Raw genomic sequence first — 12306 nt, forward strand, 5'->3', positions numbered from 1 at the left:
TTACTGCTCTGCAGCCATCTCGATCTCGCTGAGGAATGTCCAGCTGACGTTGGCCACGCGCAGCTCCAGCGTGCGGCATTGCGCAGCCAGGGGGGCTGCATTGCCGAGCACGTACTCCTCTTCGGTCGAGCCCATCACGCCGGACTGGGTGAAGGGTGCCGACAGCGTGCCGATGGTTACGGCGGCAGTTCCGGGCTCGGCGCACATCACCTCCACCGAAGTCGGCGTGACGATGCCCCAGGCCGGGCGGGTCATCGTATGCAGGCCGATCCAGTCCACCCGTCGGCGCTGGCCCAGGTCGATGGTGATGCTGACGTTGCCGTGCACGCCTACCCAGCCCGCGTCCATCGGATTGCGCGGGTCGCCTACCCGGCGGTCGAACAGCTCATGGCCGCTGCCGTCGGGATAGCTGGTCGCCGGCGCCACGCTGTAGTGATAGGTGGTCTGCACCGGATCGACGAGGTACGAGGCACCCAACCCGTACAACCCGCGATAGGTGTTCATCATCCGCGGCGCCTCGCCGTAGCCCTGGCCGGGGCCGACCACTTCGGACAGGTGGTACTGGTTGAGCCAGGCAACGCGCTTGCCAGCCGAACGCGCGCTCCACAACTGCTGGTTGATGCGCTGCACCGACGCCGACCGGTATGCACCGGACAGGCCGTTACCGGTATCAAGGAACAGCGGGCTGCCATGGTTGAACAGCTCGATGTCGGCCCACACAGCGCTGGCGCCCAGCTGCGCCGACAACGCCTGGTAGTACTGCTCGGTGGAATAGCCCGGTCGATCCCACTGGAACAGTTTCGCGTGCGACGCCGCGCCGATGCCGTCCTGCCAGATCTGCACGTCGACCCCCGTGGCAGAGCGAAACCGTAGCGCAGCACTGGCCACGCTGGCCGGGTCGACGCTGGAGGATGCCAGATAGGGCGCCACCATCACCGGCCTGGACGGCGTCGCCGCTTTCAGTGTGGAAACGATTGAACGATAGAACGACGCACGCTCGGCCGGTACCTGCGCGGGCTCATCGGTGATGTACCAGCCGGCGAATGCCGGATGCATCGCGTACTGCTGGGCCAGCTGCGCCATCGACTGCGCTGCGTCCTGCGCCACCGCTGCAGCGTTAGAGCCCTGCCAGAATGCCGCACACTGGCCCGAACTGTAGGTGGTGCCGACCACGACCTTCATCCCACGCGCTGCGGCCGCGTCCAGCACCGTGCCCAGCTTGGCCGGGAAGCCGGCGATCCATTCGAAATCCTGCGCGCTGCTGGCGCAGCCCACGCCGGCACGGGTGGCGCGGGTCTGGCCGATGATGAGCGTGTCGTTGCCCAGGTCCCGCAGTTCGTCGAGGAACAGCGGCAGCTGCGCCGCTGGCAGCTGCTCATCGGTGGACGAGTAACCGAAGTGAACGAAACTGCCGCTCAGCAGCGCAGTGTCCGCATGGGCCGGTGCAGCGCAGGCCAGCAGTACAAGCCATCCGAATCTGTTCACGGCGTCCTTTCCTGTCTGGGCGGTCATCCGCCATGCCGGTCCATCCTAGCCAAGCGGCGCTCATCGCGCAGCGGCGTAGTTGCGCCGTGAAAGCCAGTGCGGTGTGGCGTGAGGGCAGCACCGCCGGTGCGGACACTGCCTTAGCCGGGCACACGCAAGGATGAGCTCCCCTTCCATGCACCGGGAGCCTTCACATGGCTGACCAGCATCACGGCACCTCCCATCGCGGCTTCGCTTCGATGGACCGGGACAAGCAGCGCGCGATTGCCGCAAAGGGTGGACGCGCCGCGCATGCGTCCGGCAATGCACATGAGTTCAGCCCGGCCGAGGCACGCGTGGCAGGCCGCAAGGGCGGCGAGGCGATCAGCCGCAATCGCCAGCACATGGCAGCGATCGGCCGCGAAGGCGGGCACGCGCGCCACGCCAATGCACGGCAACAGCGGCAGCACGCGGCCGAACCCGCGCCGACGAAGGAAGGGCCGCAACGCCAGCAGGGCTGACCGCAGCGTGCTCAGGCGCGCCTGCACTGGCGGTACAGGGCGAGCGCCGCCAACAGGGCCAGCACGCCCGCGACAGCCATCGCCCAGCCGAAACCGCTGGCCATCGCGCCGCGGTACCAGGCCAGTATCTGTGTCCCCGGCAGCAGTGACGACGGCTGCAGGATCAGCGTGCGCGCCTGTGCGGCCACTGCGGGCTGCCCTGCCGCCTGCGCGGTCGCAGTGAACTGGCGTACCGCGCGCAGGCCCATCAGGCTGCCCAGCAGCGCGATGCCCAGGCTCATGCCCGCCTGGCGCAGCGCGTTCATCGTGGCCGACGCAATGCCGGCACGCTCGGCCGGTACGCATGACATCACCGCCATGCCGGTCGCAGGTACCGCCAGTCCCATGCCAGTGCCGAGCAGCATCAGCAGTGCGCTGGCCTGGCCGTGCGCTGTAGTCGGCTCGAACGTGGCAATCGCACACAGCGCCATGCCTGTCATTGCATAGCCCGTCACCAGCGCGGCATGCAGCCCGAACCACGCCGCCAGACGGCCGAACAGCAGCGACACCACCGCCATCAGCACGAACTGCGGTACCAGCTGCGCACCGGCCTGCGCAGCCCCATGTCCCTGCGCCTGCTGGAAGAACAGCGACAGGAAGAACAGGCTCGCATAAGCGGTGAATCCAAGCACGAACGAGGCCAGGTTGAGCATGCCGAAACCCGGCTTCGCCAACAGGTCCAGCGGCAGCAGCGGCCGCGCCACGCGGCGCTCGACCCACGCAAACAGCGCCAGGCCGGATGCTGCGATGCCGAGCGCCAGCAGGGTCGAAGGTGCCAGCAGGCCGTGCTCGCCGATCGCGATCAGGCCGTAACTGAGTGCACCCAGCGCGACGATGCTGAGCAGCTGCCCGGCCGGGTCCAGCGCGGCGTGCTGCGGATGCCGTCGCTCAGGAATGCCCCAGGCCCCCAGCGCGAGTGCAAGCAGGCCCAGCGGCAGGTTGATCAGGAAGATGCTGGGCCAACCTGCGCGCTGCACCAGTTCGCCTCCCAGCAGCGGCCCCAGCACCAGCGCCAGCGCGCTGAACGCCGACCAGCCCCCGATCGCGCGTGCACGCTGGCGCGGATCAGGGAATGCATGGCTGAGGATCGGCATCGCACTCGGGATCAGCAGGGCGCCGGCCACCCCCTGCACCGCCCGCCCCGCCACCAGTGCGGAAAGACTGCCTGCGCAGGCACACAGCAGCGAGCCCACGGTGAAGGTCGCCACGCTGAGCAGCCACATGCGGCGGTGGCCATAGCGGTCACCCAGCGGCCCCGCCGACAGCATCACTGCGGACAGGGCGATGGCATAGGCGTTGATCACCCACTGCAGCCCGGCCATGTCGGTGTGCAGTGCCTGCTGCAGCGTCGGCAGCGCGACGTTGACGATGCTGATGTCCAGCGAGGCGAGGAAGGTGCCCAGGTAGGCCGCCAGCACCAGGGCCGGCCGTCGGAAGCGTTGCATGTGCGGATGCCGGGAGGGAGCGTGCGCGCATCGTAGTTTGCTGACTGACCGTCAGTCAATGACCGGCGGTCAGTCATTGCCGGAGGAAGCTAGAATGGCGACCGTCGCACCCGGACCCCGCCCCATGCAGATTCCCGCAGTCGCCAGGCCCCGCACCAAACCCGCTGAAACCCGCCAGGAAGAGCTGATGGACGCCGCGCAGGCGCTGTTCCTGTCACAGGGCGTGGAAGCGACCACCATCAGTGACATCGTGGCCGCCGCCGACGTGGCCAAGGGCACGTTCTATACCTACTTCGCCTCGCGCACCGAGATCCTGCAGGCGCTGGCGCAGCGCTACACGCTGCAGTTCATGGCCGAGGTCGACCATGCCGTTCAGCAGCAGCCTGCCCACGATGGCGTGGCGCGACTGTGCGCCTGGATCCGCGCCAACATCGAGACCTATGTGCGCACGCACGCACTGCACGACGTCGTCTACGCCAACCATCACCACCACCAGCGCGGCAATGCCGAGCGCAACGCCATCCAGCAGCAGCTGCTCGACATCCTCGAGGCGGGCACCCGTGCAGGCCTGTGGCAGCTGCCGGCACCGCAGATCACGGCCTCGCTGATCTATGCCGGCGTACATGGCGCCACCGATGACCTGATCGCTGCGCCCACGCAGGACGCCGACACCTTCATTGCGGCGGTGGTGGCCGATTGCCTGCGCATGGTCGGCGTGTCGCCGGCGCCGAAGCGTGGCGGCACCCGTCGCTGAAGCGCCCGCCGTCGCTCAGGCGTGGGCGAGGATGTTCAACAGCCGGCCGAACGGGTCGCGGACGAAGAAGCGCCGCACGCCCCAGGGCTCGTCGGCCGGCCCATAGTCCAGCGCGATGCCAGCCGCGTGCATGCGTTCCAGCACCTCCTGCAGGTTGTCCACTTCGATAGACAGGTCCGGCACCGGTGCGCCGGAACCCCCTTCGCTGGCGAAGCTGACCTGCGCCAGCGCACTGCCCTGCCCGCCATGGGTGACGATCCAGCCATGGTCCATCACCACCGGCATGCCGAGCAGCTCGCCATAGAATGCAGCGGCGCGGGCGGGATCAGACGTGGCGATGTTGGCGACGACACGCATGACGGCCATGTTCCACTCCACCAGGAAGAATGCGCCGAAAGTGCCCGACCCTGCGCACAAACAGAAGAGCCCCGTCATGGACGGGGCCCGTCATCAGCCGATCATGGCTGGGCTTACACCGCGCCGCAGCGCTCCATGACGCATCGATCGTATTCGTACTGGCATTCCATGGCATCACCCCCACCGGCTACACACGCCTGGTAGGCCTTCCAGCAGGGAAAATCGCAGGGCTGGACCGGTCCGGCCACGGCCACCGACCCACTACAGGCCAACGCGAACACAGCACCGGCGATCACTTTCCTGAAAGTACGCATCGACATCACTCCTTGATAAGCCTGGTGAGCCCAGGCCGGGCAACCTTAGCGCTGCACACGGGACGTTGGGTGAAGGCGGATGCGGCTGGACTCAGTGTTGCAGCATTCCCAGGACACGCAGTTGCCCGGCCAGCTCATCACTGTTGCGCCACGGCAGGATCGGCGAATTGCCGCGCTCGTCCGGCGGGGTGTCCGGCAGCGCGTCGGACCCGCCACCTGCCCCTGCAAGCGGCAGCAGCGGCCGCTTGTGCAGCCAAACCTCCGAGATCGTGCAGGCGCGCCCACCGCTGACGATGCAGGCATCACCGGCAAGGGCCATGATCAGGTTGCGCGCATCCCCCATGCCACAGGGCACCACCACCGTGGCCGGCCAGTCGGCCGGCGGCATGCTGCCTTCCGGGATGACGCTGGGCACCTGGCCACCAGCTGCGCGCTCGAACGCGTCGCTGCCAGGATCGGCACCGCCCAATACCGCCAACGGTGGTTTACGGAATGCGGTACGCATGGGCGGTTCCGAAGCCTCGGAAGGAAGGGTCACGGTGCCCTGCCCGCTGGAGCCGCACCATGCACCGATCACAAAACATTAACACGTTCATAAAATTCCCTTCACATTACTGGGGGATATCGCCATGCCTTGGCGTTAACGGCCTTGTTGTCCGTCAACCAAGGAAGTTGTCCGATGAATCACCCGCTGTACGGCCGTTCGTCCCGCTCCCTGTCGCATCGCCCGCTGGCGCTTGCCGTCGCCAGCTCGCTGCTGCTGGCCACCGCACTGCCAGCCATGGCCAGCGAATCACTCGAGGCCTGGCAGCAGCAGCGCCAGCTGCAGGCCGCGTGGGCGCAGCCCGCTGCCAGCACCGCACCTGCAACCACGGCCACGGCAGCTGCCGCCAGCAGCACCGCCGTTCTTGGCAATCCCGGCGATCCGGCCAGCTGGCGCAGCGACGAATTCAACGCCGATTGGGGCCTGGGCGCGATGGGCGCGGACTACGCCTATGCGCGCGGCCTGACCGGCAAGGGCGTACGCCTGGCGCTGTTCGACTCGGGCTCCGCACTGGCGCATCCGGAGTTTGCAGGACGCAATACCTCCAGCATCACCATCGGTGCCGACTGTGCGACGCCGGGCGTGGTCGCAGGGGCCGGCGCCTGCGGGCAGACCCGCGGCGAACAGCCCGGCTACAACTACTACGGACTGGGCGCCGGCGTTCCGGCCTCACTGGCGGCACGCCTGATCGCCGCCGGCCAGCCCTATGGCTTCAGCTACGCCGATCACGGCACGCATGTGCTTGGCACCATCGGCGCCAACCGCAATGGCACCGGCATGCATGGCGTGGCCTTTGGTGCGGATCTCACTGCCGCCCGCGTGTTCGGTGACACCTACTACGAGTGGCGCCTGGACCCGGACAGGTTCTATCGTCCGCGCGCGGTGTACCGCACCGATCCGGATGATGCCGCCACGCTGGACATGTATGCGCAGATCCAAGCGCAGGGTGTACGCGCCATCAATCACAGCTGGGGCATTTCCACGCGCAACATGACCGCCGCCGCGCTGGACCAGCAGTACGCCAGCATCGGTGCCGACTACGGCGTATACGGCAGCATCTACGCCAACAACGGCGATGCCCCGGGTTCCACTCTCATCCAGGTGTGGTCGGCTGGCAACGGCAGCGGTGCGGTTGCCGGCATCACCGCCTCGATGCCGCGCTGGAAGCCCGAACTGGAACCGTACTGGCTGGCGGTCGCCAATGTCCGCCGGCCCGACGCCGCCGCAGGTGAAACCGACTACGTGATCGATGGCAGTTCCAGCATCTGCGGGGTTGCCGCCAACTGGTGCATCTCGGCCCCCGGTACCGATATCGTCAGCACCATCGTCTCCGGCGATATCCAGGGCCGCATCGAGAACACCTCCGCCTACGTGCGGCTGATCATCGACAGCGAGAACACCAACTACGTCTACGGCACCAAGACCGGCACGTCGATGGCCGCCCCCCATATCACCGGCGCCCTCGGCCTGCTGATGGAGCGCTTCCCGTACCTGGACAACGCCCAGGTCCGCGACGTGCTGTTGACCACCGCACGCGATCTCGGCGCGCCAGGCATCGATGCAATCTACGGCTGGGGCATGGTCGACCTGCGCAAGGCCATCGAGGGCTATGGCTCGCTGCGCGTGGACACCAACGTGGTGATGAACCAGAGGGCCGGCGGCCTGAAGGTCTGGGAAGGCGATGCGTGGGACAACTGGACCAACGACATCGGCGGCCCCGGCAAGCTGACCAAATCCGGTATCGGTTGGCTGCGCCTGAGCGGCAACAACAGCTTCAACGGCGCCGTGGTGCAGGACGGCATGCTGGAGTTGAACGGCGCCAACACGCTCACCTCGGCGGTCGAGGTCCAGGGTGGCCGGCTGCTGCTCAACGGCAGGCTGGTCTCCACCGCCCTGACCACCACCGGTGGCGTCAGCACGGTCAGCACCAGCGGCGTGCTGGATAACAGCAACCTGGTGGTCAACGGCGGCGTGGTGTCCTTCAACGGCACGCAGACCGGTGGCACCACCACCGTCGGCGCCAATGGCCTGCTGAAGGGCGTCGGCACGCTCGGCAACACCCGCGTGGACGGCATCATCGCGCCGGGCAACTCGATCGGCACGCTGACCATCAACGGCAACTACGTGCAGGGCGCCACCGGCGTGTATGCGGCGGAGCTGGCACCGGGTGGCCGCAGTGACCAGCTGCACGTGACCGGCACCGCCACCCTCGGCGGCACCCTGGTCGCCCTGCCGGAACCGGGCGTGTATTACCTCGGCGAACAGTTCAACGTCCTGCGTGCCGACGGTGGCATCAGCGGCCAGTTCGCCAAGACCGACTTCAGTGCGTTCTCGCCTTTCCTGCAGTTCAGCCTGGCCTACGGTGCCAATGGCACGCGCATCGACGTTGCCCGTGGCGCTTCGCTGGCCACGGCTGCCAACACGCCCAACCAGCGTGCGGTGGCGGCCGCCGCCGACCTGCTGCCGATCGCCCAGGGCCTGCCCAAGCCGCTGACCCAGCTGTTCCCGCAGCAGGTCGGTGGCGTGCTCGATGGCCTCAGCGGCGAGCTGCATCCGGCCACGGCCATCGCCCTGGTCGAGGGCAGCCGCTACGTGCGCGATGCCGCGTTGTCACGCCGTGCCGGCGCCACCGCGCCCGGCAGCGACGTGGGTGATGCGACGGGTGCATGGGTGCAGGCCATCGGTGGCAACAGCAGGCTGGACGGTGACTTCAACACCGCCCGCACCGAGGCCAACAGCAACGGCCTGCTGGTCGGCATCGACCGCGAGTTCTCCGGCTGGCAGGTCGGCGTGCTGGCCGGTACCGGCCGTACCGACGTCAAGCAGCAGGACCGCCGCGCCAAGTCGAAGATCGACAACACGCACTTCGGTGCCTATGCCAGCCACACCTGGGGCGGCTTCGGCCTGCGCGGTGGTGTGGCGTGGAGCAAGCACGAGGTGAAGAGCACGCGTGAAGTCGCCTTCGCAGGTTTCAGTGACAGCCTGAGCGCGCGTTACGACGCCCGCACCCGCCAGGCCTTCATCGAAGCTGGTTATCGCTTCGGTGGCCCCGAAGCCGGGCTGGAGCCGTACCTGCAGGTGGCGCGCGTGGAAGTGGACCTCAAGCGCATCAGCGAACGCGGTGGAGCAGCGGCGCTGCAGGGCAAGGTGGACGACACCGGAACCACGATCGCCACCGCCGGCGTGCGCTTCGACAAGGGGCTGAAGGCTTCGTTCCAGCAGGACAGCTGGCTGCACCTGCGCGGGGGCGTCGGCTATCGTCGTGCCTCGGGGGATCGCAGCCAGGTCGCCAACCTTGCGTTTGCCAATGGCAGCTCCACGTTCGCGGTCAACGGCGCGCCGATCGCCGACAACGCGGTGGTGGCCGAACTGGGCCTGTCGGCGTGGCTCACCTCGCGCCAGCAGCTGGAGCTGGGCTACAGCGGCCAGTTCGGCAGCGAGAGCCGTGACCATGGTGCGAATGCACGCTGGTCCGTGCGTTTCTGATCTGTGCCTGCAGTGCGATGAAAACAGAAGGGGCGGCCGATCGGCCGCCCCTTCTGCTTGCAGGTGATTCCCTTTCAGCTCAGGCGCACAGAGCCTGCATGGCCTGCGCTGTGACCTCGACGATCTGCCCATCCACGATGTGGACGCTGCGACCCGCGCACGCCGCCAGCTCCCTGTCATGCGTCACCATGATGATGGTCATGCCGCCCTGGTTGAGCTCACGCAGAATCTCCATGACCCCCTGCGACATCTGCGAGTCCAGGTTTCCGGTCGGCTCGTCAGCCAGCAGCAGGGCCGGCGTACCCGCGATGGCGCGGGCGATCGCCGCGCGCTGCTGCTGCCCGCCCGACAGTTCGCCGGGATAGTGCGACATGCGGCTGCCCAGTCCGACCTGGGCCAGTGCCGAGGCCACACGCTGCCTGCATTCGGCTGCCGCCATGCCACGGTAGCGCAGGGGCACCTCCACATTGGCCTGGATGGTCAGATCCGGAATCAGGTTGAACGCCTGGAACACGAAGCCGATCTTCTCGTTGCGCAGCGCGCTGAGCGCCGCGTCGCGCATGCCGCCTACATCCACGCCGCCGATCGCGTAGTGGCCGCCGGAAAAGCCCTCGAGCAGACCGAGGATGTTCAGCAGTGTGGACTTGCCGGAGCCGGAAGGGCCGGTAATCGAGAGGAAATCGCCCTCCTGCACCGACAGGTCGATGGAGCGCAATGCATGGGTCATGACTTCACCCACCTGGAACACTTTGCTGACGCCTTGCATCCTGAGCATGGGAATTCTCGCTTGCAGATGGAAGCAGCGACCGGCCAAGGCAGCTGCGGGACTCACAACGAACGGATGGCCGACACCGGCGCGATGGCCGCGGCACGCAGCGCCGGCAGCAGTACCGCCGCCTGGCCCAGCAGCAGCAGGATCACCGCACTCACCGGCAGGTACAGCAGTGGCAGGCGCGGCAGTTCGTAGAAGCGCATCAGGGTCAGGTTCATCGCGTAGGCCAGCAGAGCCCCGGCCGCGATGCCGATGGAGACAATCAGCAGGTTCTCGATCTGGAAATAGCGCATCACATCGGTGCGCGTGGCCCCCAGCGCGCGGCGGATGCCGATCTGCTTGCGACGTTGCTCCACCCAGTAACTGGCCAGTCCGACAATGCCCAGGGCAGTGGCAGCCAGCAGTGCGATGATGACACCGCCCAGCAGCCCCATCATGACCCGGTCACCTTCGAAATGCCGCTCGCGCAGTTCGGAGATCCGCCGGCTGCCCTCGACATCGAACACCACGTCCGGCGCGACACGGCGGATTGCCTGCTGCGCATCGCGCATTACGCGGTTCATGTCGCCGGCCTCGGCGCGCACCAGATAGCGGCCGGTCAGGCGCGGCCCCTGCGATGCGGGCACGATCACCGACCAGTCCGAGCCCTTGGCTTCACCGCGGCCGGGGCGGGATACGGCCATGTGCTCGACCACGCCGATCACCCGCAGCCGGGTGTCCATCGCCCACAGGCTCTTGCCCACGGCGTTTTCGCCGGGCCAGTAGCGTTGGGCCAGCTCCTGGGTGACCAGCGCCGGGGGATTGGCCGGCACCAGTTCATCGGTCGGTGCGAACTCGTCCGCACCGGGCATGCGCCCCCCCACCAGGTGCAACTGCAGCGCGTCCAGGGCCACGGCATCGGCCAGGTAGAAATCCAGAACACCGCCGGGCACCTGCTGGTCCTCGTCCAGGTTGACGCCGGCGCGTATGCCCGGGCTGCCGAACGGCATGGCACTGACCAGCCCGGCCGCCGTCACGCCGCTCAGCCCCCGCAATGCACCAACGACCCGCGCGTTGACATCGTTGGCGCGCTCGGCATCGATGCCGTCGAGCTGGATCACCCCCAGCCGTGACTCGTCCAGGCCACTGACCAGCTGCATTGCAGCGTTCCGCTCGATCATCAGGAAGATCGCGTTGCACAGCACGGCGCAGGCCAATGCGATCTCCATCGCGATGAGGAAGGTCGCCAGGCGGTGCCGGCGCAGGGCCGAAAGTACGATGCCGATCTGCATGGTGGTTCCTCTACAGAAGCTTCAGTTGGGCGATGGGCTGGACCGCACTGGCACGGATCGCGGGAATCAGGCTCGCCAGCAGGCTGGCCAGCACCGACAGCGCCAGGGTGAACAGCAGCATGGTGGTATCAAGCCGCGCCAGGTCCGCATAGGCCACCGGCTGGCTGCGCACCGCGCTCAGGCCGAGCCAGGTCAGCAACAGGCCCAGCGTGCCACCCAGTGCCCCCACCAGCGCGGCCTCGACCACGCACTGCAGGAAGATCGCCGCGCGGCTTGCGCCCAGTGCGCGACGCAAGCCGATCTCGCCGCTGTAGCGCAGGAACTTCGCCAGCAGCAGACCGACCACATTGGCAATGCAGATCCCGAGGAAGGCGAAGGCCAGGATGGCCTGCAGCTTCACGTCGCTGGGTACCACCTGGTTGAAGTCGAGCCACTGCATCAATGAGCGCAGCCGCGTGTTGTCGGCGTGGCTGATCCGGCCCAGGGCCTTCTGCTCAGCGGCATAGTTCTGCAGGAACCGCTGATAGGCGGCCACCTTGGCGGCGCTGTCCAGCTTGACCCACAGGTGTACCCAGACACACGGCGCGGTCTGCAGCCGGCCGCGCTCCTCCGGCGTGGACCAGCAGGTGAACGGCACGAAGTCGCCGTCATTGATCTCCAGGCTGGAGGTCAGCGGCATGAACAGATCGTCGGCCGAGGCGAAGAAGCCCGACGTGTTGCCGCCGCTGAAGCGGCCGCCCCGCACCTTGTAGAACAGCGGCGAGGGTCGCCAGGGCGCGAGCACGCCCACGATGCGCATCGCGGTGTCCTTGACCCGCAGTGTCTGCCCCACACTGTCGCCCCCACCGAACATCTGCTCGTTGAGCTCCGACGAGATCACCACCACACGTGCGCGCGCGTCATCCTCCTCGCGTGACCACCAGCGCCCATGTGCCAGCGGCACCGCGAACATCGTCGCGAAGTCGGTGGTGGTGGAGATCGATGAGCGGATGACCGGTGGCGCACTGCCCTGATCGGGCCGCAGCTTGACCGGATTGGTGACCACCAGTGTCTGCTGATCCGCGCGCCCGGACGACCACAGGTCGAAGGCCGAGCGATAGTCCAGCACGTCGTACGGCTCGCGGCCCTTCGAGTTCGGGTTGGCATCCAGCTGGGGGTAGTAGAGGTCACCGCTGCGCCCGGGCAAGGGATCGCCGGACAGCAGGTAGACCACGGTCAAAGTGGTCATGCTGGCTCCAATTCCCACCGCGATGGCCAGCACCATCAGGGCGGTGATGGCCTTGCTCCGCAGTGTATTGTGCAGCGCCACCTGCGCGCAGTAGACCAGTCTGCGCATGCC

The 12306-nt window shown here is 67.5% G+C and carries 11 protein-coding genes; 3 read left to right on the forward strand and 8 right to left on the reverse strand.

Translation table 11 applies throughout. From position 1 onward, the window contains the following. Positions 1 to 1485, reverse strand: coding sequence for a DUF4434 domain-containing protein (locus ACT6SE_RS18540; protein WP_444811036.1), 1485 nt, complete (start codon positions 1483 to 1485; stop codon positions 1 to 3). 194 nt (positions 1486 to 1679) lie between these two features. Between ACT6SE_RS18540 and ACT6SE_RS18545 the strand changes: the two genes are divergently transcribed. After that, a complete protein-coding gene (locus ACT6SE_RS18545; RefSeq protein ID WP_046432675.1) occupies positions 1680 to 1985 on the forward strand; it encodes a KGG domain-containing protein in 306 nt (101 codons plus the stop codon). Between the two features lie 11 nt (positions 1986 to 1996). Here ACT6SE_RS18545 and ACT6SE_RS18550 read toward each other — a convergent pair whose 3' ends face one another. Beyond that, complete coding sequence (locus tag ACT6SE_RS18550; protein WP_049404761.1) at positions 1997 to 3469, reverse strand: MFS transporter; 1473 nt, start codon at positions 3467 to 3469, stop codon at positions 1997 to 1999. A gap of 124 nt (positions 3470 to 3593) precedes the next feature. Between ACT6SE_RS18550 and ACT6SE_RS18555 the strand changes: the two genes are divergently transcribed. Next, positions 3594 to 4223, forward strand: coding sequence for a TetR/AcrR family transcriptional regulator (locus tag ACT6SE_RS18555; protein WP_046432686.1), 630 nt, complete (start codon positions 3594 to 3596; stop codon positions 4221 to 4223). Between the two features lie 15 nt (positions 4224 to 4238). Here ACT6SE_RS18555 and ACT6SE_RS18560 read toward each other — a convergent pair whose 3' ends face one another. The 3 genes from ACT6SE_RS18560 to ACT6SE_RS18570 form a co-directional block, all read right to left on the reverse strand. Next, the gene (locus ACT6SE_RS18560; protein WP_032958352.1) at positions 4239 to 4589 is read right to left on the reverse strand and encodes a VOC family protein; all 351 of its coding nucleotides are present in this window, start codon (positions 4587 to 4589) and stop codon (positions 4239 to 4241) included. Between the two features lie 104 nt (positions 4590 to 4693). Next, positions 4694 to 4894, reverse strand: coding sequence for a hypothetical protein (locus ACT6SE_RS18565; protein WP_032958391.1), 201 nt, complete (start codon positions 4892 to 4894; stop codon positions 4694 to 4696). A 91-nt stretch (positions 4895 to 4985) separates the two neighbouring features. Beyond that, positions 4986 to 5399 (reverse strand): SLOG cluster 4 domain-containing protein, encoded by a 414-nt coding sequence (locus ACT6SE_RS18570; RefSeq protein WP_046432691.1) that lies wholly within the window; start codon positions 5397 to 5399, stop codon positions 4986 to 4988. A 174-nt stretch (positions 5400 to 5573) separates the two neighbouring features. Between ACT6SE_RS18570 and ACT6SE_RS18575 the strand changes: the two genes are divergently transcribed. Further along, on the forward strand, positions 5574 to 8924 hold the full coding sequence (locus tag ACT6SE_RS18575) for an autotransporter domain-containing protein (protein WP_046432693.1): 3351 nt from the start codon (positions 5574 to 5576) through the stop codon (positions 8922 to 8924). Positions 8925 to 9003: 79 nt separating this feature from the next. On the opposite strand, the gene ACT6SE_RS18580 is transcribed toward ACT6SE_RS18575, so the two are convergent. The 3 genes from ACT6SE_RS18580 to ACT6SE_RS18590 are packed head-to-tail and all read right to left on the reverse strand — an operon-like array spanning position 9004 to position 12303. Next, entirely contained in the window at positions 9004 to 9699 is a 696-nt protein-coding gene (locus tag ACT6SE_RS18580; RefSeq protein ID WP_046432695.1) for an ABC transporter ATP-binding protein, read from the reverse strand. 53 nt (positions 9700 to 9752) lie between these two features. Continuing rightward, positions 9753 to 10967, reverse strand: coding sequence for an FtsX-like permease family protein (locus ACT6SE_RS18585; protein ID WP_032958343.1), 1215 nt, complete (start codon positions 10965 to 10967; stop codon positions 9753 to 9755). A 10-nt stretch (positions 10968 to 10977) separates the two neighbouring features. Next, complete coding sequence (locus ACT6SE_RS18590; RefSeq protein WP_046432697.1) at positions 10978 to 12303, reverse strand: ABC transporter permease; 1326 nt, start codon at positions 12301 to 12303, stop codon at positions 10978 to 10980. Positions 12304 to 12306: the final 3 nt, after the last annotated feature.

This window comes from Stenotrophomonas sp. LC732 (assembly GCF_052446685.1).
Lineage (GTDB): Bacteria > Pseudomonadota > Gammaproteobacteria > Xanthomonadales > Xanthomonadaceae > Stenotrophomonas > Stenotrophomonas muris.

Coding starts and splice junctions, on each gene's coding strand:
- ACT6SE_RS18545 (WP_046432675.1), top strand. CDS start 1,680: ATGGCTGACCAGCATCACGGCACCTCCCATCGCGGCTTCGCTTCGATG.
- ACT6SE_RS18550 (WP_049404761.1), bottom strand. CDS start 3,469: ATGCAACGCTTCCGACGGCCGGCCCTGGTGCTGGCGGCCTACCTGGGC.
- ACT6SE_RS18555 (WP_046432686.1), top strand. CDS start 3,594: ATGCAGATTCCCGCAGTCGCCAGGCCCCGCACCAAACCCGCTGAAACC.
- ACT6SE_RS18560 (WP_032958352.1), bottom strand. CDS start 4,589: ATGGCCGTCATGCGTGTCGTCGCCAACATCGCCACGTCTGATCCCGCC.
- ACT6SE_RS18565 (WP_032958391.1), bottom strand. CDS start 4,894: ATGCGTACTTTCAGGAAAGTGATCGCCGGTGCTGTGTTCGCGTTGGCC.
- ACT6SE_RS18570 (WP_046432691.1), bottom strand. CDS start 5,399: ATGCGTACCGCATTCCGTAAACCACCGTTGGCGGTATTGGGCGGTGCC.
- ACT6SE_RS18575 (WP_046432693.1), top strand. CDS start 5,574: ATGAATCACCCGCTGTACGGCCGTTCGTCCCGCTCCCTGTCGCATCGC.
- ACT6SE_RS18580 (WP_046432695.1), bottom strand. CDS start 9,699: ATGCTCAGGATGCAAGGCGTCAGCAAAGTGTTCCAGGTGGGTGAAGTC.
- ACT6SE_RS18585 (WP_032958343.1), bottom strand. CDS start 10,967: ATGCAGATCGGCATCGTACTTTCGGCCCTGCGCCGGCACCGCCTGGCG.
- ACT6SE_RS18590 (WP_046432697.1), bottom strand. CDS start 12,303: ATGCGCAGACTGGTCTACTGCGCGCAGGTGGCGCTGCACAATACACTG.